A 26589-nucleotide genomic window follows, 5' to 3' on the forward strand; every position below is an offset into this window, starting at 1 on the left:
CATGATTCCAGCAAACTCAACCTCGCTTACTTTATTGGTAACCAATGTTCAATTACTTGAATCAGGGCTATCGGCTCAGTCTCGCTGGACACCAGAGGGGGGAACGATTGGCTCAGACAGTTTCTCCACTTGGCATTTAAAGGATACCCAAGGCAAAGTGCAGCCCGTGCACTGCGAAGTGGTGACGATTGATGGTGCGTATTGCTTACGTGACCGCTGTGGTGAAACGTACGTGAATGGTTCACATATGCCATTGGGTATGAATCAACTGGCTCAGCTAGAACACAAAGATGAAATCAGCGTTGGCCCATACCGCTTAAGAGTGTTGGTTGGGGCAACAGAAGACGATTCGACAGAAAAGCCGCTGGAGCTGATGTTTTCCTCTAACCAAGTGGATTTATTAGCAGACGCTTCGGAAGAAGAACAGGGTGAGCAGTCACAAGCTGAGGTAAAGGTGGATGCCGACCCATTATTGGCGTTAGAAGCCTCCGCGAGTTCTAGTGAGGAAGCTGAATCGCTCATTGACGATCCTATCGTTCATGAATTGGAAGAGCCAAGGTCTCTCGTTCCTGAAGACAATTTGGTTCTAAATGATTTGAGTTACACCCCTCAAGCTGACAGTGAGTATGAAATGACATCATCTATCCGTTTAAAGCGCATTTTGGGTTTCGGCAGTAAAAAGAAACACACTGAGGCGGCGCCCGTTGCACCGCAGCCATCGCCTCAACCTTCACTTTCTACACATAATAATGACACGACGACTAACAACGTATCAGAGGGCTCCGCAATGGATGAAAAAGTATTAGATTTACTAGAAGAAGAAGTCGCGAAAAGCATTCAGCCGGATCAGAGTAAACACTCTTCGGCGAGTGATGAAAACCAATCAAGTTCAGGTAGTAACCACTTACTAACTGGTCCAATGCTTCAAGGTTTAGGCGTTGATGTATCGAATGACAGTGACATGCAACGTATGCATCTTTTGTCTCAAGAACTTGGCGAATCATTACAAGCGTGTATTAAAGGATTACTCGATTTGCATCAGCAAGTGAGTGATGGCCGTTTTGGTACGATGAACCGTAACTTGCAACCGATTGAAGATAACCCGCTACGTTTGGGCATGTCATATGAAGACACCGTCCACACCATGTATGACTCGCAAAAGAGTTTAGTGCACTTATCTGCACCTGCTGCAATTTCTGAAAGTCTTAAAAATGTGCGTGACCATAATGAAGCGATGCAGTTTGCAACGTCAGAAGCATTGACTCAAATTTTGGCGGCATTTTCACCGCAAGTACTGCTACGTCGCTTTCAGCATTACAAACGTAATACCGATAAGAACGCGGGCAACAATGAAGCTTGGGCGTGGGAGATGTACTGCAATTACTACAAAGAACTGACGTCTGACCGTCAACGTGGCTTTGAAAAGTTATTCTGGGAAATTTTTGAACAAGCCTACGATAAGAAAATTCGTGAAAAGCAAATGGAGTTGTAATTGTGAAAAAACTGCTGTTGTTGCTGTTTCCATTGCTGGTGCTGACCGCGTGTAGTAGTGGCTCTTCTGAAACTGAATCAGAGCAAGCGAACAACCCAGCGAAACAGCAAACGAAAGTCACGTTTAGCTTAGTCGCAGACGAGGGTGTGAACCCGAGTATTTGGGGTGAAGCCTCACCGATCGAGATTCAAGTTTTTGAGTTACAAGATGACTCAATGTTCATGTCGGCCGACTACGATCAGCTAAAAAATGACTATGAAGACGCACTGAAAAGCAACTATGTCAAAAGCTATGACTATGTCTTGATGCCCGGTCAATTTAAGTTTGTTGATTCGATTCCGGTCAGTAAAGAGACCCATTACATTGGTGTCGTCGCGCATTTTGCGGATCCAGAGCTCAGTGAATGGAAAAAAGCGGTAAAAGTCATCAATAAAGGGCGTGTATACCATTTATTGATGTTGTTTAAAGACTATAACGTCAAATTAAAACGGGTGGAATGATAGACCATGTTTGCACGTAATCGCGTTATCTGGAATGAAGGCTTGTTCATTAAGCCACAACATTTTCAGCAACAACAACGCTACACGGAATATTACATTGATGAGCGAATCAGTGCGGCCAGCCGTTATCTCTACGGGGTGTCAGAGTTGTCGCTCAACCCTGAGTATTTGTCTTTTGGTCGTATTGCCATCGAAAGTGCGGTGGGCATTATGCCCGACGGCACCGCGTTTCGTATTCCTCAGGAAGATACGTTACCTGATGCCCTAGAGATTGAAGACGCTTCACTGGCTAACCAGTTGATATATCTTGCGATACCTTTGCGCAGTGAATCGTTGATGGAAGTCAATTGGCCAGAGGAAAAAGGCACTGGCCGTTATGAAAGTCGTCGTCTCGACGTGCGTGATGTTCATACGCCGCAAGGGGACACCACTACGCTAGATGTCTCACCCGTGAAAATGCAACTGATGTTAGAGCGTGATGATCGCAGTGCTTATGCGTCAATCGCGATCGGTCGCATTATGGAGAAGCGTCCCGATGGCAGTGTCGTGCTTGATCCGGATTTTATGCCGTGTCACTACAATGTAGTGGGTCACACTAATCTGCATCGCTTTATTAATGAAATGTCGGGTTTGATGAGAGAGCGGGCGAAAAACATTGCTCAGCGTATTTCGGCACCGTCACAGGGCGGCGTTGCGGATGTTTCGGATTTTATGTTGTTGCAAGCACTGAATCGCTTACAACCACAGATGCAACATCTCGCAGAGTTGCGCAGCTTACATCCTGAGCGTCTATTTGAATGCTTGTCTTGTGTGTGTGGTGAGTTATCGACCTTTACGTCTGAAAGCCGAGTGCCGCCAACACTACCGACTTATAACCATGATATGCCTGGCGAGTCGTTTGGCCCTCTTATTCGTAATCTGCGTCAGAGCTTGAGTGTGGTACTAGAACCACGCGCTGTTGCGATTCAATTGGATAAACGTAAGTTCGGCCTTATGGTGGCACCAGTACACGATCCGCAACTTATGGAAAGTGCTGAGTTTATTATTGCGGTTAAAGCACGCATGCCACAAGAAGAGTTACGTCGTTTATTTACTCAGCAAACCAAAGTGTCGTCTGTTGAGAAAATCCGTGAGCTGATCTCATTGCAATTACCAGGTATCCCTCTGATTTCTTTGCCAGTGGCACCACGTCAGTTGCCATATCATGCTGGGTATACCTATTACCAGTTGGACAAATCGAGTCAAGCGTGGGGAATGCTGAAAAATTCGAGTGGATTTGCGTTCCACGTTGCCGCGGCATTTGAAGATCTGGATCTGCAATTTTGGGCTATTAGGAGCTAAGTATGGCGGTAGGAAAAAGAGATCAACAATACAGTGATTTATTGTTTGATGACGTCGATCAAATTAACTATGACCAAGATTATTGGTTTCAGTTGCGTGGGGATAATCCTAATACGTTGATCGATGCAGCCACTCCCTTATTTGGATTGTCGCTGCGCGTTCGTTCATTAACCGATTGCGACAATATCGAGCAAATATATCACCAAACGATTGAAGAAATTAAAGCGATCGAAATTGAGTTATCAGAGCAAGGCTATGAGCACGCAATTTTAATGGCTTATCGATATATCCTTTGTGCATTTTTGGATGAAGCCGTGATGGGCACAGAGTGGGGCGCGTCCAGCGTATGGGCCGAACACTCTATGTTATCTCGTTTTCATAACGAAACATGGGGAGGCGAAAAAGTCTTTACCATATTAGGTCGTCTTGAAGATGAACCGAAACGTTATAAACCACTGCTCGAGTTTATCTACCACTGTCTCATCTTGGGATTTGAAGGAAAGTATCGAGTCATGGATGGCGGACACATTGAACGCGAACGTGTGATCACGCGTCTTTATGAATTGATTCAAGGCTTAGAAGAAAAACCCGCCAGCGCGCTGACCAGTGCAACCGATCACGTGGTGCAATCGCGCTATAAGTTGAGTCATCAATTACCGATATGGTCTATATTCGTCGGCTTTGCCCTATTGTGGGTGGGCGTTTTCTTGGGATATAGCGTGATACTCCACGAAAAATCGTCCGATGTTGTCAATCAACTGAATCAATTACTTTAATAATAACTTTAGGCTAGGTGTACGTTGTGATCCGAATTGAATTACCGACTCTCATTGCAAAACTAAACGCGCAGAGCAAACTCGCGCTAGAGCAGGCTGCATCATTATGTATTGAGCGCCAACATCCAGAAGTGACACTTGAGCATTATCTGGATGTATTGACTGATAACCCGTTATCGGATGTGCGTATCATTTTGAAGCAAGCGAATATTGAACTTGATAGTATTAAACAAGCGCTATCGGCAAGCTATGCCCGTGAGCAAAGTTTAGATACCTATCCGGCATTTTCTCCGTTGCTGGTCGAAGTGTTGCAAGAAGCGTGGTTGCTTTCGACCACAACGTTAGAGCAATCGGAATTACGCTCTGGCGCCGTCTTTCTTGCGGCGATCACGCGTGCTGATCGTTATCTCCCTTTAAAACTGATTAAACTGCTTGAAAACATCAACCGCGAAAATCTCTCGAAGCATTTTGCGACCATTTTGTCTGAATCGGCAGAAACCGTGGTTGAAAAAACGGACAAAAAGGCAGGGCAAGCCTCAGCACTGAATAGTGACTCGTCGCCTTTACACAAGTACTGCACGAATATCACCCAGCAAGCTCGCGATGGCGAATTGGATCCGGTGTTAAGTCGTGAAACCGAACTGAACCAGATGATCGATATTCTATGTCGTCGTCGTAAAAACAACCCGATTGTCGTGGGAGATGCGGGTGTTGGTAAAAGTGCCATTGTCGAAGGGTTAGCTTTACGTGTTGTGGCCGGGAACGTACCGACTCAGTTAAGTAATATCGACCTATATTCACTGGATTTAGGCTTACTACAAGCTGGCGCATCGGTGAAAGGTGAATTCGAAAAACGTCTCAAGGGCGTTATTGATGGCATTAAAAACGCGCCGAAACCTATCATTCTTTTTATTGATGAAGCCCACACGTTAATTGGTTCTGGTAACCAAGAAGGCGGCAGTGACGCAGCCAACCTATTAAAACCTGCGTTGGCACGGGGTGAGTTAAGCACGATTGCTGCAACTACTTGGAAAGAGTACAAAAAGTACTTTGAAAAAGATCCCGCTTTGACGCGTCGTTTCCAATTGGTGAAATTGGATGAACCGAGTATCGATCAAGCCGTGGATATATTGCGTGGCTTAAATAGCGTGTATGAAAAAGCGCACAACGTTTTGATTTCTGATGACGCGCTACGAGCGGCAGCGGAGCTCTCAGCGCGTTATATTTCGGGACGTCAGCTACCGGATAAAGCGATTGATGTCTTGGATACCGCCTGTGCGCGTATCGCCATCAATATGACGACGCCACCGACGCGCATTAGCTTGTTAGAAACCGAGTGTCATCAGCGCAAACTTGAAATTCAAATGCTGGAGCGCGCCACTTATCTTGGTCAAGACGTGAATACCACGCGACTTGATGAGCTGCGTGAGCAAGAAGATCAAGCGGAAACCGAAACCGCCACATTGACGGAAGCATGGAATACGCAACGTACTGTTGTCGAAGCGATTGTTGCCTTGCGTGCGGAGCTGATGGAAGCGGTTGAAGCGGAAGAAGTGGAAGAAGTGGATGCCGAATTGGTTGCCTCATTGACCGCGGATTTGAAAAACAAATACGTAGAGTTAGATACCATTCCCCATCAAGAACGCTTGATGTACCCACAAGTCGATGCTGAGCAAATTGCGAATGTCATCGCTGATTGGACTGGGGTTCCAGTCGATCAAATGAATTCTGACGAATTGCACAAAATTACGCATTTGAGTGAAATGTTGGGTCAAACCATCAAAGGACAAGATACTGCGATTGAACGTGTGCATCGCCACTTATTAACTGCGCGTGCGGATCTGCGTCGACCTGGTCGTCCGAAAGGCGCATTTTTGCTGGTGGGTCCAAGTGGGGTCGGTAAAACGGAAACGGTGGTCCAGCTTGCCGAGCAACTTTATGGTGGTCAGCAATTCTTAACCACGATTAACATGTCGGAGTACCAAGAAAAACATACGGTTTCTCGTCTCATTGGTTCTCCTCCGGGCTATGTTGGCTACGGCGAGGGTGGTGTTTTGACGGAAGCCATTCGTAAAATGCCATACTCGGTCGTGTTGTTAGACGAAGTCGAAAAGGCGCACCCTGAAGTGTTGAACATCTTTTATCAAGCGTTTGATAAAGGTGAACTCAATGATGGTGAAGGCCGTAAGATCGATTGCCAAAACGTGGTGTTCTTCCTGACATCGAATCTAGGGTTTCAAACCATTGTCGATCATGCTGATAACATTCCTGCATTGGATGACGCTTTATACCCAGAGCTGGCGGCGTTCTTTAAGCCTGCATTGTTGGCACGTATGGAAGTCATTCCTTACATGCCGTTAGACAGTGCGGTTCTCAAAGAGATCGTTAAAGGCAAATTGTCTCGTTTGGAAGCATTGTTTACTCAGCGTTATGGGGCTGAAGTCATTATTGAAGATGCGCTGATTGAAGAAATTCTGGGAAGAGCAACACGAGCGGAAAATGGTGCGCGGATGTTAGAAGCCATCATTGAAGGACAAATGCTCCCTCCAGTGTCTTTAGCATTGCTTAATAAGTTGGCGGCTCAAGAGCCGGTGACGCGTATCGTTTTATCAGCCTCTGACGGTGAATTCATCGGAGAGGTTGAATAACCATGAGTAACTGGCTAGCTTTCGCGACCGATCTTGTAGGATTGAGAAAGCCCCAACCGCTTGTGACACGCTTTATTGATGTCGTGTCAAGAGAACTCGGACTCTCAAACTGCCTGTTGCTGGTGCCATCTTCGGATGGACGCCAGCTCATCTCGCAGGGTACGACATCGACTTACGCATGGGCAGTAACGGATTTTGATAATCCGTTTGCTCATGTGTTGCACTCATCTAATGCGATGCACTTAGGCGCGGATGATCTGATTTTTTGGCAGTCAAATCGAGCATTTGCTCAGTTGACTGCCCAAGTCGGTATGTTTGACTCGGTCTTGATTCAACCATTGCCGCTCGGTGAAAAACAGGTTCAATCGTTGCTGGTGATGGTCGGTGAAAGCGGTGCGGTCAAAGGGGCGTTTCAAGACGACGCGTTCCTGCGTTTTGTTGACGTGTTTTCACATCAGTGGGCGCTCTTAAACGAGATGGAGCGTGAAGAGAAAGATCGCCAAGCCTTATCAGAATCGTTATCCGATTATAGACGTAGCTCGGCTCAGCAATCTCTGGCTAGCCAGTTATCGCGTAAGTTGATTGGTAACAGTGACGCCATGCAACGCTTGCGAGAGCAGATTGCTAGCGCTGCACAGTCCCAATTGTCTGTGATGGTGCAAGGCGAAACGGGGACGGGTAAAGAGTTGGCCGCGCAGGCTGTGCATGACTTATCGTCGCGTAAAGACCAACCGTTTATCGCGATTAACTGTGCCGCGATTCCAGAAAATTTGTTAGAAAGTGAATTATTTGGCTATGCCAAAGGTGCATTCTCTGGGGCTGACAGTGATAAGCAAGGACTCATCGCTCAAGCGAATGGTGGCACACTATTTCTTGATGAAATTGGTGATATGCCGTTAGCGCTGCAAGCCAAGCTACTGCGTGTATTGGAGTCGCATACTTTCCGTCCTGTTGGTGGCAAAGAAGAGCAATCCTCTGATTTTCGTTTGGTTTCGGCCACCCACGTTAACTTGATTGCACAAGTACGTAGTAAAGCGTTTCGTCAGGATCTGTATTACCGTTTGTTCCAATATCCGATCACGTTGCCAAGTCTCGCTTCGCGTATAGAAGACATTGAACAGTTGGGTCAGCATTTTGTCGATTTATACAATCAACAGCAAGGCAAGCATGTTCGAGGATTAGATTTTCGAGCCATTGATTGCCTGAAACAGCACAACTTTCCTGGCAATGTCCGTGAACTTAAACACTTGATTGAGTTTGGCTGTGCCCAAACCGCGGATGGAACGCAAGTGAAAGAAGCGTGTTTTGCCCATCGGATTGATTCGTTAGCACAGTTAGCTGAGCCCAATACACCACATGAGCCTGATGCAACAGTGGCCAAGGCATCGACAGTGGCAACACCGACGCAAAGTGCGCGAGATTTTAGCGTCGTTAACGATCTTAAGCAGGCATTAAATGAATTTGAAGCCACGATTATTCGCGAGCGTTTATCTCTGTTTGAAGGGGATCGTGCTAAAGCTGCAGAAAGCTTAGGGATCCCTAAACGTACACTTGCTTACAAATGCCAAAAATTGGAGATCAAATCCTAATGAATAAGTTGAGTGTGACTCTCTGCCCTATTTTATTGAGCACCTGTGTTTTGAGTGCGTTTTCCGTTTCGGCAGCACCAAAAGACACGAGGCTAAAACAAGCACAGCAATGCAGTAAAATTACTGGTCGCCTTGAGCGGCTGGATTGTTTTGATAAGGTATTTAATACCCCAATTAACATCGAACAAAGTCAAGGTCAGGCGTACCCAAGCGCATGGCAACGTGCCATGAAAGCGGCCCACGACGCGGGCAATGAGCAGCGTGCTCTGGTGACGCAAGGAGAGGGGCGTGGCAGTAGCGCATGGATTGCCTTCACCGCGACCAACGCGTCGACTCAGTTTGCGGGGAATGCCAAACCCGTATTACTGATGAGCTGTATGCATAACCTTAGCCGTGTTGAAATTGCACTACCGAAACCCGTCAAAGATGGACGTATTCGTATTGCGGTCGCCGGGGGGCAAGAGCAGTATTGGCGCAGCGATGATGTTGGCGTACTGATGTCGTCAGCACGTGGCTTACCCGCGATACGCATGATGAAAGCCATGACTCAAGGTCCAAGTTTGACGCTACGCTCGAACGCCAGCTTTGTGGATGGCTTGCGCTTTAATACTCGTGATGTTGCTACACAGTTATCTGCCTTACGCGATCGTTGCGGCTGGTAGGAGGGGTCATGGAATTATCAGAATACCGCCGCTGCATTACCCAACCGATCCCCGGTGAATCACCCGTCGGAGAGCGTTTGTTTGACGATCCTTTGTTTGATTTCGTTGAAGATCAAATGATGAAGGTCGGTTCATTGTCCCACGGTAGCGTGCAGTGGGAAGAGGTTGAACACAGTACGATTAAATTACTCGAAGAAAAGAGTAAAGATATCAAACTATTAGTTTACCTTCTGCAATGCTTACATCATGATGTCAGTCCATCGCGCTTCAAAGCGTCCTTTGATGTGATGACCGACTTTATGAGCCATTATTGGGAAGACAGTTTTCCAGCTCCGGGTAAGCGCGGCAACTTACCACGTCGTAAGTTTTTCAGTCAGATGGTGCAGCGATTTGCGTTATTACTCGAAAAAATGGAGTTTAATCGCTACGACTCAACAGCCCGAGAAGCCTTGCTTGAAAGCCTAGAGGCGTGGGAAAAGGTCATTGAAGAGAAAGGTCTAACCTCAGATTCGGTGGTCTCTGTTGCCAGTAAAATTCGCACAGAATTACGTCGTATTGAAGAGCGTAAAACGGTCGAAAAAAATCAACCGCAAAACGCAACGGCGGATGAGCCGGTACGGACGACGACCACGAGCAGTAGCGCATTATCCATCGATAATTCGAGTGATAAAGCCGCGAAACAGACCTTATTGAAGGTCGCGGACTTTTTAGCAGAGCAAGATTTTGGTATTGCGTTATCCGTTCGGTTGCGTCGTTATGCGGTATGGGGTGGCATTACGTCATTGCCGGATCATAAGTCTGATGGTGAGACCATGTTGCGCGGTATGCAGCAAGATCGCGTGAAAGATTATCAAGATCAAATGCGTCATCCCGATTTGGCGCTGTGGCGTAAAGTTGAGCAAAGCTTAACGCTTGCCCCTTATTGGTTTGAAGGGCACTTGATGAGTTTTACCATTGCTGAAGCACTGGGGCAAAAAGAGTGGTGTAAGGCCATTGTGGAAGAGACTGAACAGTTTCTTGCGCGTTTACCGTCTTTATACGATTTGAAATTCAAAGGTGGTGAACCGTTTGTGACCGATGCCGTGAAAGATTGGCTGGCTGCGCAACGTCAATCGTCCGGTGCTCAAAGCGCTGGAGGCGATTGGCAAGAGAAGCGAACGGAGGCATTTACCATGGCCAAAGAAGGGGGCATCGCGGTTGCGCTCAATATGCTAAACGATGGGCTGGTGAATGCGACAGAGCCAAGAGATAAGTTTTATTGGCGTTTATTGTCTGCCGATGTCATGCAGACTCATCATTTAGATGCTATGGCAAAAGAGCAGTATCAAACGTTACATAATCAGGTGACTACCATGAGCGTTACTGAATGGGAACCGTCACTCATTGAACAATTAGAAAGAAACACAACGTCAGAATAAACGAAGGGTGTAATCCATGTTGAAATATATTTTCGGGATAGCGAAAAAGCTGAAGCCAGGCATGGTTTCTGCTTTTCCGATTTTGCTATTCACTACCTTCATTTTATTGAATGTAGCGATTTGGTGGGCGGGACCATGGCTAGACATTTACGGTGTGAAACCGCTTGAATCGATCACACAGCGTGCGATTGCGAGCAGTTTGTTTACCCTAGGATGTTTTGGTCTGTGGGGATTATGGCAAGCACGTAAACTCAGAGTGTTTGAAGCACAACAAAAACGCGATGAGCAATTGCGTGAAGACCCGATCAAAGTTTACGAAGAGCGCCAACAAGTCGAACTCGACCAAGTCATGGTCGACATGAAACAGAACTTGAACAAGCACAACTACTTATACGCACTGCCATGGTATTTGGTGATGGGCTTGGAAAATGCGGGTAAAACGAGCCTGATCAACCGCTCTGGGCAAAACTTTCTGTTTTCATCGGTACGCCGTGCATCAGGCAAAAAAAGTGAAAACCCTTATTCGTTTGACTGGTGGATTGGTGATGAATCTGTCTTGATTGATCCCGATGGCGAGTTACTGACTCAAGGTCATCATGACAGTGATAATGATGGCGAATTAGAACGTCGTTTATGGCAACATTTTGTGAAGTGGCTTGACGATACACGTAGCCGTCGCCCTTTGAACGGGATCGTGCTGGCACTGGATGTGTCACAATTAACCACAGCTACAGCGAGTGAACGTAAAGCTTACGCAAACTTGTTGCGTGCACGTCTACGTGAATTGATGGAAACCTTATCGACACGTTTACCGGTTTATATCACCTTGACTAAACTGGACCTTTTGTATGGTTTCGAACCGTTCTTCAAAAATTACTCGAAGACCGAGCGTGAAGAAGTCTTAGGCTTTACCTTCTCGTTAGACTCTATTGACGACTTGGATCATTGGTTGACAGAGTTCTCCACCGATTATGCGCAATTTGTTGAGCGCATTCATGACTTATTGCCAAGTGCGGTATCAGAAACCATGCCATTAGAAGAGCGTAATGCGATTTATAGCTTCACGCGTCAAATGGCTGGTTTGAAAGACATTCTGACGCAGTTCTTTGAAGAAGCGTTGGCGAGTGACCAATTTTCGACGTCCGCACTGGTACGTGGTGCTTACTTTACCTCGGTGTATCAGCAAGGGGTTCCCACCAATGCCTTTGATGATGCTGCGTCTCGTCGTTATGGTTTATCCCATGCGATTAATCGCGCGCAACATGCCAAAAATTCAACGGTGTATTTCACACAGAAGTTATTTACTAACATCATTTATCCAGAAGCAGGATTGGCGTCCGATAACTTCCGAGTAACGCGTCAAAAACGTCGCTTAATCGGTCTTTCTGTACTGGCGTGTAGTATCGCTTCTGTATTGTTGATTGGAACGTGGCAGCAATATTATCGCGCGAATATCAAGCATGCTGATGCGGTACTGACCAAAGTGAACCAGTATAAGCATGAGTTTCCTACCAATGCGAGTATGGCGTCACAACGTGAAGTGTTAGAACCGCTGAATAAAATTCGACAAGCCACTTTGGAGTTTGGATTCTTCCGTGATAAAGCCAAATATGTCTCGGACTTTGGCTTATACCAAGGTCATACGATTGGTCCTCGTGTGGAAGAAACTTACTTAAACTTGCTGGAAACGCGTTTTCTACCCTTGCTGATGTCTGATGTAATGGTGGATTTAAAAAATGCCAAAACCGATGAAGACAAGCTTGCCATGCTGCGTGTTTACCGCATGATGACAGATAAAAGTGGTCGCTATAACGATTATGTGGTGGATTACTTTGCTAAGCATTGGCAAAAGCAGTTTTCTGGTCAACGTGAGACACAAAGCGAGTTACTGGAGCATTTAGATTATGCAATGCTGCATACGGATTTGACTGCTGATCGTCAACATGGTGACAAAATGGCGGATAAAATTATGCGCCCTTATGACAAGACCATTGCGCGTGTTCAGCAGGAACTGGGCTCGATGCCTAATGAGCAACGTGTGTATCGTAACTTGAAGCTTAATGCACAAACGGTACTTGGTCCTGCTATCAACTTGCGTAGCCTTATTGGCCCAGTGTTTGATGAGGTATTCGAAGAGCGCGCGGTTAACAGCAGCAAACTCTATATTCCGCAAATGCTGACCAAGCATGGATTTGAAGATTACTTCATGCCGAAGTCTGAATCGGTTTCTCAGTTAGCTCTTATCGACAGTTGGGTACTTGGCCAAACTAAGTCGGCGAACTTTAGCGAAGCAGATAAGCAAGCACTGCGCGATCGAATTCGCCAACTGTATGTTGCCGATTACACCAGTACTTGGCGAGCGGCGCTTAATGAAATTGATGTGAAATACTTCAGTGATATTAACGATGCCGTCACCGTGCTCGATAAGATTACCAGCAATGTTGAACCACTGCAGCGTATGCTACGTACGTTAGACAACAATACGGAAATCTATCCATCACTGGATGATGATGACGCGAACGATGAATTAGTGAAGACCTCGAAGTATAAAGTAGGCTCAATGATTGCTGCGCCGTTCTCAGAACTTAACAGCATGTTGAAACCTGTGGGCGATAAACCCGCGTACTTCCAAGAAGTGTTAGCGTCGATTGGAGAGTTGAAAAATTACCTGAAAGGTATTCAGGATGCGCCTGATGAAGGAGCCGCAGCGCTGGATGCGACCAAGTCTCGCTTAAAACTGGTCAATTCCGATCCAATTTATACACTCAAACGTATTGCATCCGGCTTACCGAAGCCACTCAATGACATGATGAGTAAATTGGCGGATGAAAGTTGGTATGTAGTTAAGCAATCGGCCATCAAACACCTTGAAACTCGCTGGCACGACGATGTTTACCGTGTGTACGTAGAGAAATTGGCGAACCGTTATCCATTTAACCCAGCGTCGAGTAAAGATGTTTCATTGGAAGATTTTGAATCCTTCTTTGCGCCGGGTGGCACGCTAGATAGCTTCTACAACAATCAATTGAAAATGTTCATTGATGAGAAAGTTAATCTAGGGGATGGCGATACTGGTAAGAGCATTGTTCGTCAACAAGTGCTTGATGAGATCAAACAAGCGGAGACCATCCGCGATGCCTTCTTTAACCGTAAAGGGGTATTGGATGTGAGCTTCTCAGTTGAGCCATTGCGTCTAACCGGTAATAAACGTCGTAGTGTGATGAATGTGGATGGTCAGTACCTCACCTATAGTCATGGTCCCCGTGAAAATGTTGAGTTTATTTGGCCGAATACACTGCGTGATTCTGCAGTGTCTAAAGTGACGCTGGTCCCAACCAAACGTAATGTCTCGCCACGTAGCTTGAGTATTCAAGGTCCATGGGCATTCTTCCGTTTGCTAGACCACGGCGATGTGGTTTCTGCCAGCGCAACATCAGTGGATTACAAATTTGATGTTGATGGTGGGGAAATGATTTATCGCATTAATGCCGAAGGGAATGTGAATCCATTTACCGAGCGCGTCTTTAAGTCCTTCAGATTATCGAAATCTTTGTACTAACCCGAACAAGGAGCGAGGAAACTCGCTCCTTTTTTCAGAGCGATCACCACATGCAGAATACGATTTTTCTGGACAACCGCTATTACTATCTTACCGATGATTCCCACGAGATTCGTGATCTCGCTGATTACGAAACAGTACGGGAACAACTTAATCGCCGCTTCAACCCCTTAGCTGGCGGTCCTAATTGGGATGAAATTTATGCTTGTTGCCAACGTTTGGCACAGGGACCCGGCCTTGATTTACTCATGACTGGCTACTTTACCGTGGCCAGTTTAAAAGTCAGCGGCTTAACGGGGCTAGCGAATGGGCTCGAAATGTTAGCGGCCTATTTAAGTATGCAGCTGAGCCCGAGTGCCAAACAATGCAACGCCCGCAAAGATATTTTTGACTGGGTCAATAGCCGAGTGGCTAGAGAGCTTAAAGATCTTAAACCCAGTTATGAAGAGCTCCGCGATTTATACCGTGCTGAGCGGTATTGTGAGCGTTTGCATCAGCTATTGGAACAGCAGCAGCCACAGCAACTGATTGATTTTGAGAGCCTAGGTTACGCACTTTTTGAACACATTGACCGTATAGAAGCCCGCTACCATACGCTGCTCAAACGCGAAGAAAAGGAAACACAGTCGTTACATAACTGGGTGCCACGCACTCGCCATTATTGGCGACTCGTGGCGGCTTTTCTGTGTGGAGGTGCGTTGGTGGTGGCCGCATGGTTCGGTTATCAACGAATACCTTGGTTTCATCAGGATGATTATGCAACCTCGCAATCCGTCCCTTTGTTGAACTCATCGGCTCAAGCGCAGCGCTATCAAGATCGAGTTTCCGCGGCTCAATTATCTCGCTGGGAAGGGGACTTTATTCCTTTGTATGCCTCGTCAATTGAGAGTCATTTGCATACTTCGGTTTTCAGTCATGTATGGCAAGCTCAGCAGCAAATGTCAGTCTTAACCACTTTATATCCGCAGTCTCCTCAGGTTGTGACATTGGCGGAAACATTGCATAAAAACCAGCAGGCGGCACTTGCGCAAACTCAGCGTTTTGTGGAACGCTTTCGTCAAATACGAACATTGATGGCGAATGTGTCTTTAATGGCAAAAAAAGGGCGTTTGCGAGCATTACAGCAGCATACACAAGATTTAGAAGATTTCGCCGTCAGTCTTTCACCGGTGTACGGCCGAGTGGATTATGTGCAAACCTTGATAAAACAAGGTGAGATGAACAAAGCCAATAAAGAGTTTGTTGTGTTAAAACAACGACTCAACAGTTTGGCTTGGCAAATGATACAACTGCAGCAGAGGCTCAACGTTAATGCCTCAACGCCCACAGTTATTGGGCAATAAATTGTGGCAGGAAGCAAGAAGTTGCTCAAAATGAGCAACTTCTTGCCTTAATATGTTTTATGTGAATTTAGCTTATTGATTATCCGTATGATTTAGTTGGCATTGACCTTGCTCGTTGTTGGGGTTCGTGGCAAAAAATCCGTCGGTAGCGTTTTATTCACTAAGCCCTGACAGCAAGGCTTAGCGCATAGAACGATACATTCAACACATGATCACCACTGCACATTCACAGCAGGGTAAACCCCCACCATGATGGGTAGAAGGAATTGGCAGAATGGCAACGTTAGGCTTTAAATTACAAGTCGAAGGGCTCGAAGACGATGCGCTTCTCGTACACAGTTTTGAAGGACTTGAGTCACTCTCTGATGATGGCGTGCAAGGGGACGCTTGCATCGGGTTTCGTTATGCTTTGGAGTTGGCAAGCCGCCAATCAACCTTTACACCTGAACAACTGATCGATAAAACGGCAGAATTAACGTTTTATCGCAATAATGAATTAGTGCAGCGTGTGCATGGCATTGTTCGTCACTTTGCTCAAAAAGATATTGGGCATCATTTTTCGTACTATTCTTTGACGCTTGTTCCGGCGTTAGAGTGCTTATCTTTGCGTCAAAATAGCCGTATTTTTCAGTTAAAAACCGTCCCTGAAATCCTCTCGATTATCCTGCAAGAAATGGGCATTAACGATTATGCGTTTTCGGTGAAACGCACTTGTGCGCAGCGTGAGTTTTGTGTGCAGTATCGAGAAACCGATTTGGCGTTTTTGCACCGCCTTGCCGCGGAAGAAGGCTTGATTTATAGCTTTATCCACGAAGAAGGCAAGCACACGGTGTTGTTTACCGATAGCACAGAAAGCTTACCGAAGATCAATGGCAATATTGCGTATAACTCCTTATCTGGAGGGACAGTGGATGTGCCGTATATTTCTCGCTTGAGCGTGGATACTCGCATGGGCGTCAGCACCACCACACTGGAAGATTACAGCTTTAAAAAACCGACCTATACCTTCCCACAACATGCTGATGGTGTGGAGATGGATTATCAACAGACCCAATATGAGCATTTTGATTTTCCCGGCCGCTTTAAAGACGATGCCACAGGCGAAGCGTTTACCAAAATTCGTACCGAGTATTTGCGCCGCAACGCACGCACGGCTCAGGGTAAGAGTAATCAACCGAAGTTACGCGCTGGTTATCAATTTACTTTAAGTGAGCATCTTAATGACGATGTTAACGGTGACTACTTAGTGGTGGCGATTCGTCATCAAGGTAAGCAGCCTCAGGCCCTAGAGGAAGATGCGGGGGGGGGTGCAACGCTGTATGCGAACCAATTTACACTCGTCCCTGCGGCGGTCACTTGGCAGGCGAAACCCCAGCCGAAACCTCAAGTCGATGGCCCGATGATCGGGGTCGTTGTGGGGCCTGAAGGCGAAGAGATTTTCTGTGACAAGTATGGGCGAGTGAAAGTCCATTTTCCTTGGGATCGCTATTCAAACAGCGATGAGCAAAGCTCATGTTGGGTTCGCGTATCACAAGGATGGGCAGGCAGCCAATATGGCATGATAGCATTGCCACGTATTGGGCACGAAGTGATTGTCACCTTTTTGAATGGTGACCCCGATCAGCCGATTATCACGGGGCGTACCTATCATGCAACCAATACCACGCCGTATCCACTGCCGGACAACAAAACCAAAACCGTGATGCGCACCGCCACTCACCAAGGTGAAGGCTATAACGAGCTGAGTTTTGAAGATCAGGCGGACAGTGAAAAGATATACTTACACGCCCAAAAAGATTACGAAGCGATTGTCAATAACGATCACACTGAGATGATCCATCATGATAAGCACAATACGGTGGATCATGACAGTTTTACTAAGATTGGTAAAAATCAGCACACCACCATCATGGGTGAAAACCGCAGCTCGGTGAATAAAGATTGCTTTGAAGAAGTGGGCACGATCACGGGAGCCGAAGCGCAAAACCAATATAAAGTCGGAAACTTATTGGCGGTCGATGCGGGACAAGAAATTTCACTGAAAGCGGGCGCGAAATTAGTGGTCGAAGCCGGCGCTGAGCTGACCCTCACCACAGGTGGAAGCTTTGTGAAAATTGATAGTGCAGGCGTTGCCTTATCAGGCCCAACCGTGACGTTAAACGCGGGGGGCAGTGCGAGCTCGGGCTCCGCGTATGCGGGCAAGCGCGCGATTCAGCCGGGGAAAGTGGACGCGCCGCCCGCGGATCCGAAACCCATTCTCACGCCTGCACAGGTGGCCACCATGAAATCGGCGGCGCCGTTCTGTGAAGAATGTGAAAAATGTAAGGAAGGCGCATGCTCAGCATAATCGAGGATAACCCACAGTTGCAGTGGTATGTGGTGCTCAATACCACCAGTGATACGCCCGTGCTGCAAGCGTTTCATGAGCATGGCGGGCACGATGTATTGGGCTTGTGGCTTGGCACGCCTTATGAAGATTGGAAAGCCGTGATGCCACGCATTGCCGCGGTGGATGCGAAACACCCATTCTTGGCGTGGATGCAAAGTGATGAGGCGCCTGACGATTGGGGTATGCTGGTGGGCGCAGCGCAGCCTTATGCGTTAGTCCGAGAGCACTTACAAGGATTAACCCAAGTGTGGATGCCAAACGGCGATTATGTGTTCTTCCGCTTTTTTGACCCGCGCTTTGGGCTGAAAGTCGCCGAGCTGTGTGACGACAGCGAACGCAGCCAGCTCATGGGGCCGATGGCGGTGTGGACAAACGGCCATGATGCCGTGCACAACACCGAGGTGAAAGAGACCAGCAAACAAGAATTTCCATGGTGGAGCGTGCCAGAGAGTGTGGTTAAAGCGCTAACGGAAGACGATTTATCCATGCTGATCATGAACAGTTTGCAGTGGCTAAAAGAAGAATGTGCGGATCTGTACTTCGCGTACCCGGAACCGATCGTCAAAGCGAAAACAACCCATTTAGTTCAACGTTTTAAAAAGACAAACCCTGATATATCTCTTAATCACTATCTATATCAAGCATTTCACCGAGAGGTTTATCGATGAATGAAGCTATGACTCAAGATCAGCAAATCGAACAGTCGCTCGATGAAAAATTTGCCGCGATTAAAGCAGACTTTGAAGGATCCATTAAGCAGTATCAAGAAGAAGCGTCGAATTGGCTCTATGGCTGGGCGCTTGATATGGATCAGAAAGTGATCGTTAACGGTGAAGAGCAATCAGCTGATATTGATGATAAAGAAATTGAAGCCAATATGGTGTCTTGTCCGCTTGATGGAAAATTAACGTTAGTGCACTGTTTTGAGGCGGAAACTTTTATCCCTATTGGTAATACCGATTTTACCATCGTGGCGGTTGAAAAAGGTGATTACTACGGCTACAACGACATCCCGGGCACGGAGATGACAGGTACCATTGATGAAACCGGTTGTGCCCTGCTCGAACTTGATCTTGAGGTCTATGGCGGTAAAAAGCTCGACATTACCTTTCACCCGGATGTCAGTGACGATGATGTTAAAGCATTGATGAATTCCTATGATTCTACCTTAACGAACTTAATGAATTGGCTAGAGCAAGAGTGGAAGTCAACTCAGCGTGCTGAATGGAAAGACTATATCACAGGTGATATTGATGTAAGCGAGCAAGTTGAGCGGTTCTTGCATAACATGGTGCAAGAATTACTTCGCGCTTGGGATGATATTTCTGACTTGTTTCATCTACTTTCTCACCCGTCACAATTAGCCGATTTACTGGGTAAGTATATGGATAACCCTGAGCTTATTGCACAAAAACTTCAAGAGTCGAAAGAAGAAGCTGCGAAAATGCTGATGTTACTGCAAGATGAAGCGCGTTGTTTTTTATGTGTTAAAGCCGTGTATTGTTGGATAAAGCTTTTGAGCCCTTTACAGATATTGAACTTTCTTTCAACCAGTTTAGCGTCCATCCTCGTTGAAGTGATTTTGATGGTCGTGATTCCGGGTGGAGCCATTTTGAAAAATGTTAATCGATTAAGAGATACAGCGTCGGTTGCTGGACAAATAGAGGGTAGTACAAATGGCTAGGCATGCAAAAGCAGTCGCTGTATTAGGGAAAATAGAAAACATCGTTAAAATCGTTCAAAAAGATGCGGACGACAATATTGCGTTAATAAAAAAATTATCGACATCCGGGAAGGGCGATTTTAACAGGAGTCAAAAGAAATCTCAGCGTGTGAATGATGTGACGCAAGAAGGGGCTAGCGCGCAAAAACGCAAGGGTCAATCGCACACAGAAATCACAGAGAAGCAATCTCGCGATCAAGAGAATACACCTGCGAAAAATCACAATGGGGACTCTACCCAGTCTGAGAAAAATACGTGTACAGACGGTTGTCCTGTTTCAATGGTCACTGGCGAAGAGTTATTGTCGATAGAGGACGTATCCTTACCGAGTGTGATTAATTTCACTTTCAAGCGTACTTATCGTACGTCCGCTGTCGAATTGAATGATGGATTAGGTTATGGCTGGAGTCATAGCTTATCGCATCAATTAACCTTTGCTGGCGGGCAAGTTCATTGGCGTAATGATGAGAACGCGACGGTCGCCTTACCTGAGCCAAGTACCACGCGCCCAGCGATTTATAACTTGCTAGGGGGGGCTGCGGTATTTTTAGGTGATAAACCTAATGAGTACATTTTAGCCGCCCCCGGTAGTGACTTTCTGCACTTTGAGCGTAAGGGCGATACGGGCTATCTTAGCAAAATTTCTGATAACTATGGCAATGTGTTAGTGATTATGCGCGATCGTTTTAAGCGTCCGCAGGCGGTAATCAATCCTGCAGGGATTGCCTTGTGGTTAGACTATCAGCACGATGCCATTAGCGGCATTGAATTACGCACTTTTTCCGATGATGATGCTGGTCAACGTCAATGGCATACCGAACGAGTGTTACATCGTTATCACTATGATGACGTCGGTCATTTGGTGTCTGATCGCAATGAAGCGAATGAAGGGGAAGATTACACCTACGATCGCGAACATGTGATCACATTGCGTCGTATGGCTGGCGGTATCGAGTTTTATTGGCAGTGGGAAAACGAAGGTAAAGATGTTCGCTGTGTCCGGCACTGGAGTAATACTGGGTATGATGCTCAGTACAACTGGAACGATGACGAACACAGTGTCGAGGTTGTCTATCCGGATGGCAGCAGTGCCGCTTATCAACATGATGATAACGCCAAACTGCTGAGTACAACGGATCCGGATGGTGCGCAACGTGTACAAGAATATGATGAGTCCGGTAACCTTGTTAGAGACGTCGATCCTTTAGGTAATGAAACCTTGCATACCTATGATGAGGCGGGATTTAGAGCTTCAACCACCGATCCCGAAGGCAACGTTACCCAGTTTAGTTATTTACAAGGCAAGATTTTTAAAGTCACTAAGGGTAAAGCCAAGTGGCGCTTTTTCCATAACTACGAAGGCGATTTAACCGAGAAAAAAGATCCGGCGGGTCACACCACGCTGTATACCTATAACGAGCAAGGCAACCTATCAAAAATTACGTACCCAGATGGCAGTGAGCATACGCTGTCGTGGAACCGTTTAGGGATGCTGATTGGCGAAACGTTGCCCGATGGCTCAACGACCCGTTACCGCCATGATATTTCTGGCCGAGTGATTTACGAGCAATCGTCTGTTGGTGGGGTTACCGAATACCAATGGGACAAAGCTGATCGCCTGATCTACCTTAAACGCGCCAATGGCACGTCGCAGTCTTTTACGTATAACGCTTACGGTAAAGTCACCAGCGTAGTGGATGAAAAAGGCCATAAAACCGAGTATCAGTACGGTGACAACAGCCATCTTGTGAGCCGAGTGATCCACGCCGATGGCACGAGCTTGCGCTACCGCTATGACAATGTGAAAAACTTCGTTAGTGACATTACCAACGAACGCGGTGAAACCTATCACATTGATTACCATTCCAATGGCTTAGTGAGTAAAGAAACCACCTTTGATGGGCGGAGCTTGGCGTACACCTATGACCTCAACGGTCAGCTTTTAAGTAAAGTGGAAACTGGCACCAACGGCACTGAGCTTGAAACGACGTTTGAGCGTGATGCGCTTGGGCGCTTACTGGTTAAAACGCTGCCTGATGGGTCAAAAATAGAGTATCAATACGATCAAAATGGCAATCTTACGTCGGTCGATGATGGTGAAACGCCGTTAGCGTGGCGCTATGACATTATGGATCGCGTGATTGAATCGCACGCGGGGTGGTCATCACAATTCTATGAATATGACGAGCTAGGGCTGCTGAGTCAATGGCAACTGCCGGATAGCAATGTCTTGTCGTATCAGCGTGCCAAAGGCGGCGTGTTAAGAGCGATACATCTCAATGACGAAGTATTAACGCAGCACATCTACCAAAATGGGCTGGAAGTGATGCGCAATCAAGGTGAGCTTAAAAGTCATTTCAACTATGACGACCAAGGCCGCCTCGTTAATCAATCGCACATGGTGCAAGGGCGTGAAAAGCAGCGCCGCCAATACGCGTATGATGGCGCGGGCAACCTGACGCACATCACCGATAAGCAGCGCGGCGACACGTTTTATGATTACGACCCACTGTCTCGGTTAACCGCGGTACGTGGCAATTTGGATGAGCAATTTACGCACGATGCGACCAGTAACCTCATACCGAATCACCTCAACCTGAAAAACAGTGAACTATTTGAGCATGCGCCGGGTAACCAACTGCAAATTCATGGTGATAGCCACTACGAATACGATGAGTTCGGCCGTTTAATTAAAGAGAGCCGCGGCAAACAGCAACGCTTAGTCACGCACTATGAGTACGATTGCCAGCATCGCTTAATCAAGGCCACGATGCCCGATGGCAGCCAAGCGCATTACCGCTACGATGCCTTTGGTCGCCGTATCGAAAAACGAGTGATGGACAAAACCGGTGTGGAAACTATCACCGAGTTTTTATGGCAAGGCGATAATCTCATCGCGGAAATGACCAACAGCGAGCAGTATCAAAGCTATGTGTATGAGCCCGGTACCTTCCGCCCGCTGGCGCTACTAAAAGGCGAAGGTCAAGGTGCTGAGGTGTATCACTACCATCTAGACCAAATCGGGACGCCGCTGGATATTACCACCCCACAAGGTGACACGGTTTGGTCGGTGCAGTATCGCGCCTATGGGAATGTGTTTAAGAAAACCGTTGCGGAAATCGACAGCCCACTGCGCTTCCAAGGTCAGTATTTTGATGCGGAAACGGGGTTACATTACAACCGTCATCGGTATTATAATCCGAGTGCAGGGCGCTTTATCACCATCGACCCCATTGGACTTGCCGGTGGTTTAAATAACTACCAGTATGTGCCGAACCCAACGGGATGGGTGGATCCGTTGGGGTTGGCGAGTGTTGAGGGTGATTGTGTTTGTGGAGGGAGTGTTCCTTATAACTCTCGAGCAATAAGAGATGGGTTAGAAAAAAAATATGGTTCAGAAAATGTTATATCAACAACTGTACCACCTGTATCTGGTAAAAATGTAAAATGGGCAAGTAAGAGACATCCTGTTACTGGTGTCCCTTATGATCTTAAAGGTTATCCCATATTTGATGACTATAGTGTTTATGATACACGTATACCAACAAGTAAATTTAACGATCTTTCTTATACACAGCAGATGAAAGCAGCATCTATTGATTTGAAAGAATCTATAGAGAATGGTCATATTCCTAAATCAAGATTTAGTTCTACACAGCTAGAGGCTATAAATGCAGGTAAAAGTAAGATACCAGGGGTTACTTGGCACCACCACCAGGATTGGGGTAGAATGCAATTAGTTCCTCACAGGATACATAGTAAAACAGGGCACATTGGTGGTGAGTCAATGTCAAAGGGGAAATAAAATGGTTAACTATCATTTGAAAGAAGATGATGATAAAGATATTGCATTCGCAGTTTCATGTTTGTTTTGTCAGTGCCTTACTTTAGATGAGTTTAAAGTGTGGTTAGAAAACATCATACGAGAATCTGATGTGGATGATATTCCGTCGTATATTTTTGACTTACTTGATTTTGATGGACCTTTAGCAGATATTTTCAGCATAATTGGTTTTGATCCTATTTGGCCTTTTGATGATAAAGCTGAAAATGCATTGTATGGTATATCATATAAAAGAAATACAGTAATAATTGAAGATTTTGGTCTTAGTAGGAAAGAATCTGAGGAGCTTCTTAATAAATATCCAGAAGTTGATTTTTATTTTAGAAAACTATTTGATTTTATATCTTTTTAATTAAATTATTTATCACGGCTTTCTTGAGAAAGCCGTTTTTATTTTTAAAGAAAACACTAAGGCGTTCAGAAATTTTTGCCAGCTAATTATGACTAAATATCTAAACGAGCTTCAATGTGGATCGCCAATTGAGACAGTGGCAGACTCTAACTCTGGATGGCACTGTCCGTTTTTTTGCAAATATTTAATATCCCAGCATAAAGTAGCTGTAGATCGATATTGTCGTTCGCATTAATGTGATGACGGGTACTTTATCCATCATTTCTCGATGACGCGCTTCGCGTTCACAGTTTTGAAGGGCTTGAATCCCTCTCTGACGACGGCGTGCAAGGTGACGCTTGTATTGGCTTTCGTTATGCTTTGGAACTGGCAAGTCGCCAATCAACGTTCACACCAGAACAACTGATCGATAAAACCGCAGAGCTGACGTTTTATCGAAACAACGAGTTGGTCCAGCGTGTGCACGGTATCGTTCGTCATTTTGGCCAAAAAGACATTGGCCACAACTTTACGTTCTACTCACTGACGCTTGTCCTAGCGTTAGAGCGCTTATCACTGCGCCAGAACAGCCGTATTTTTCAGTTAAAGACCGTCCCTGAAATCCTCTCGATTATTATGCAGGAGTAGGGCATGTAATAAAACATCCTATGAGTATGGCGAGAATAGTCACCTTGTCAGCCGAGTCATTAATCCAGACGGAACTAGCCTTAGCTATCGTTACGATAATTTAAAGAACTTCATTAGTGACATTACCAACGAACGGGGTGAAACCTATCACATTGATTATTTCCCGAACGGGTTAGTCAGTAAAGAAACCACGTTTGACGGCCGGAGCCTTGCGTACACCTATGACCTAAACGGTCAACTGCTCAGTAAAGTGGAAACCGGCACCAGTGGCACTGAGCTTGAAACCACCTTTGAGCGTGATGCGCTCGGTCGGTTGCTGGTAAAAACGCTGCCGGATGGTTCAAAAATAGAGTATCAATACGATGCGAACGGCAACCTCACATCGGTTGATGACGGTGAAACGCCGTTAGCGTGGCGTTATGACATCATGGACCGTGTGATTGAATCGCATGCGGGTTGGTCGTCGCAGTACTATGAATACGATGCGCTAGGGCTGCTGAGCCAATGGCAACTGCCGGATACCAATGTCTTGTCGTATCAGCGTGCCAAAGGCGGTGTGTTAAGAGCGATACATCTCAATGATGCGGTATTGACTCAGCATATCTTCCAAAATGGCTTGGAAATGATGCGTAATCAAGGCGCGCTTAAAAGTCATTTTAACTATGACGACCAAGGCCGCCTCGTCAATCAATCACACATGGTGCAAGGGCGTGAAAAGCAGCGCCGCCAATACGCGTATGATGGCGCGGGCAATCTGACGCACATCACCGATAAGCAGCGCGGTGAGACGTTTTATGACTATGACCCACTGTCTCGCCTAACCGCAGTGCGAGGCAATTTGGATGAGCAGTTCACGCACGATGCGACCAGTAACCTCATACCGAATCACATCAACCGGCAAAACAGCGAGCTATTTGAGCATGCACCGGGCAATCAACTGCACATTCATGGTGATAGCCACTACGAATACGATGAGTTCGGCCGTTTAATTAAAGAAAGTCGCGGCAAACAGCAACGCTTAGTCACGCACTATGAGTACGATTGCCAGCACCGCTTAATTCATGCGGTGATGCCGAATGGCAGCGAAGCGCACTATCGCTATGATGCGTTTGGTCGCCGTATTGAAAAGCGCGTCATTGATAAAACCGGCGTGGAAACCACCACCGAGTTTCTCTGGCAAGGCGATAATCTTATCGCGGAAATGACCAACAGCGAGCAGTATCAAAGCTATGTGTATGAGCCCGGTACATTCCGCCCGCTGGCACTGCTAAAAGGCGAAGGTCAAGATGCGAAGGTGTATCACTATCATCTTGACCAAATCGGGACTCCGCTCGATATTACCACCCCACAAGGCGACACGGTTTGGTCGGTACAATATCGCGCTTATGGTAACGTGTTTAAGAAAACCATCGCGGAAATCGACAGCCCACTGCGCTTCCAAGGTCAATATTTTGATGCGGAAACGGGGTTACATTACAACCGTCATCGGTATTATAATCCGAGTGCAGGACGCTTTATCACCATCGACCCCATTGGGCTTGCCGGTGGTTTGAATAACTACCAGTATGTGCCGAACCCAACGGGATGGGTGGATCCGTTGGGGTTGACTCATATTCCTGGTAAGGGACCATGTAAGAAACCATCAGGACAACAGGATTCGAAATCAGATGATGTGGATAATCCTGAAGTTTCAATTGCCCAAACTGAGACTACTAGAGTAAGGCATTACACTAACAGAAAGGGTTCTAAAAGTATTGAACAAGAAGGTGTTATTAGAGCTCAAGACAATAATCGTGTATATGTCGAATTGGCAAATAAGAAAGCGTTAAATCAAGTTAAAGCTGAGAAAAAATATCAAATTAAACAAGGAAGAGGTAGGGATTATATTGAAACTGATGTTCCCACATCGATGTTAGAATGGGTGAAGAACCCTAGGTACGGAACGCTAGAACTCACTATTAAAGGTGATGTTTTACTAAGTAATGAAAAAGTGACTAAGAGAAAGTAAGCTATGAATGATAAAATTATCTTAAGAGGTGATGAGGCAATTGATATTTTACAAAGAATAGAGAAGATCCTTATTTCTTTACATAATATTGGGTCTCACTATAGAGATAAGTCTGAGATGGATTATTCATTAGCGACATGTCGATTTATTGATCAATGTGGTGTCAGTGAAGACTTGGCGACGATTAGAGCTGTTATTTCTGAGAAATTTGATAGAAGCCTAGGTGACGATGATATGGATGATATTGAGAGAGCTATGGAAAGTGTTTCTTTTTGGGAGTGTGAAAATGATATATCCGAAAAATAAAATGTTCATACA

The 26589-nt window shown here is 46.1% G+C and carries 17 protein-coding genes and 1 pseudogene; all 18 read left to right on the forward strand.

What is annotated here, in order from left to right; all coding sequences use genetic code 11:
* The first annotated feature begins 1 nt into the window (after position 1).
* The 18 genes and pseudogenes from tagH to EAE30_RS04065 all read left to right on the forward strand — a co-directional run bounded on the left by tagH (position 2) and on the right by EAE30_RS04065 (position 26577).
* Positions 2-1492 carry a type VI secretion system-associated FHA domain protein TagH gene (gene tagH, locus EAE30_RS03980; RefSeq protein ID WP_123014779.1) on the forward strand — a complete coding sequence of 497 codons (1491 nt, stop codon included), beginning with the start codon at positions 2-4 and terminating at the stop codon, positions 1490-1492.
* Positions 1493-1494: 2 nt separating this feature from the next.
* On the forward strand, positions 1495-1992 hold the full coding sequence (gene tssJ, locus EAE30_RS03985) for a type VI secretion system lipoprotein TssJ (RefSeq protein WP_123014780.1): 498 nt from the start codon (positions 1495-1497) through the stop codon (positions 1990-1992).
* A 6-nt stretch (positions 1993-1998) separates the two neighbouring features.
* Positions 1999-3333 (forward strand): type VI secretion system baseplate subunit TssK, encoded by a 1335-nt coding sequence (gene tssK / locus EAE30_RS03990; RefSeq protein WP_123014781.1) that lies wholly within the window; start codon positions 1999-2001, stop codon positions 3331-3333.
* 2 nt (positions 3334-3335) lie between these two features.
* Positions 3336-4109: a type IVB secretion system protein IcmH/DotU gene (icmH, locus tag EAE30_RS03995; RefSeq protein ID WP_123014782.1), complete on the forward strand. Its 774-nt coding sequence runs from the start codon at positions 3336-3338 to the stop codon at positions 4107-4109.
* 26 nt (positions 4110-4135) lie between these two features.
* Positions 4136-6757, forward strand: a complete 2622-nt coding sequence (tssH, locus tag EAE30_RS04000; protein WP_123014783.1) for a type VI secretion system ATPase TssH — start codon at positions 4136-4138, stop codon at positions 6755-6757.
* 2 nt (positions 6758-6759) lie between these two features.
* Complete coding sequence (locus EAE30_RS04005) at positions 6760-8346, forward strand: sigma-54 interaction domain-containing protein (protein WP_123014784.1); 1587 nt, start codon at positions 6760-6762, stop codon at positions 8344-8346.
* A gap of 8 nt (positions 8347-8354) precedes the next feature.
* Entirely contained in the window at positions 8355-9008 is a 654-nt protein-coding gene (gene vasI / locus EAE30_RS04010) for a type VI secretion system-associated protein VasI (RefSeq protein ID WP_241967606.1), read from the forward strand.
* A gap of 8 nt (positions 9009-9016) precedes the next feature.
* Positions 9017-10426: a type VI secretion system protein TssA gene (gene tssA / locus EAE30_RS04015; protein ID WP_123014786.1), complete on the forward strand. Its 1410-nt coding sequence runs from the start codon at positions 9017-9019 to the stop codon at positions 10424-10426.
* Positions 10427-10442: 16 nt separating this feature from the next.
* The gene (tssM, locus tag EAE30_RS04020) at positions 10443-13985 is read left to right on the forward strand and encodes a type VI secretion system membrane subunit TssM (protein ID WP_123014787.1); all 3543 of its coding nucleotides are present in this window, start codon (positions 10443-10445) and stop codon (positions 13983-13985) included.
* Between the two features lie 50 nt (positions 13986-14035).
* Entirely contained in the window at positions 14036-15328 is a 1293-nt protein-coding gene (locus EAE30_RS04025; RefSeq protein WP_123014788.1) for a type VI secretion system ImpA family N-terminal domain-containing protein, read from the forward strand.
* A gap of 274 nt (positions 15329-15602) precedes the next feature.
* The gene (locus EAE30_RS04030) at positions 15603-17675 is read left to right on the forward strand and encodes a type VI secretion system Vgr family protein (RefSeq protein WP_123014789.1); all 2073 of its coding nucleotides are present in this window, start codon (positions 15603-15605) and stop codon (positions 17673-17675) included.
* Positions 17663-18385 (forward strand): DUF4123 domain-containing protein, encoded by a 723-nt coding sequence (locus EAE30_RS04035; protein WP_123014790.1) that lies wholly within the window; start codon positions 17663-17665, stop codon positions 18383-18385. The genes EAE30_RS04030 and EAE30_RS04035 overlap by 13 nt, the downstream gene beginning before the upstream one ends.
* On the forward strand, positions 18382-19401 hold the full coding sequence (locus tag EAE30_RS04040) for a Rhs family protein (protein ID WP_241967534.1): 1020 nt from the start codon (positions 18382-18384) through the stop codon (positions 19399-19401). The genes EAE30_RS04035 and EAE30_RS04040 overlap by 4 nt, the downstream gene beginning before the upstream one ends.
* The gene (locus EAE30_RS04045; RefSeq protein WP_123014791.1) at positions 19394-23245 is read left to right on the forward strand and encodes an RHS repeat-associated core domain-containing protein; all 3852 of its coding nucleotides are present in this window, start codon (positions 19394-19396) and stop codon (positions 23243-23245) included. Before EAE30_RS04040 ends, EAE30_RS04045 begins: the two co-directional genes overlap by 8 nt.
* 1 nt (position 23246) lies before the next feature.
* Entirely contained in the window at positions 23247-23636 is a 390-nt protein-coding gene (locus tag EAE30_RS04050) for a hypothetical protein (protein ID WP_123014792.1), read from the forward strand.
* Positions 23637-23903: 267 nt separating this feature from the next.
* Positions 23904-24260 (forward strand): annotated as a pseudogene (locus EAE30_RS04055) (contractile injection system protein, VgrG/Pvc8 family); the annotation flags it as partial.
* A gap of 154 nt (positions 24261-24414) precedes the next feature.
* Positions 24415-26271, forward strand: a complete 1857-nt coding sequence (locus EAE30_RS04060; RefSeq protein WP_261809186.1) for an RHS repeat-associated core domain-containing protein — start codon at positions 24415-24417, stop codon at positions 26269-26271.
* A 3-nt stretch (positions 26272-26274) separates the two neighbouring features.
* Positions 26275-26577 carry a hypothetical protein gene (locus EAE30_RS04065; RefSeq protein ID WP_123014794.1) on the forward strand — a complete coding sequence of 101 codons (303 nt, stop codon included), beginning with the start codon at positions 26275-26277 and terminating at the stop codon, positions 26575-26577.
* Positions 26578-26589 lie beyond the last annotated feature (12 nt).

It is taken from the genome of Vibrio zhugei (assembly GCF_003716875.1).
In the GTDB taxonomy this organism is placed as follows: Bacteria; Pseudomonadota; Gammaproteobacteria; order Enterobacterales; family Vibrionaceae; genus Vibrio; species Vibrio zhugei.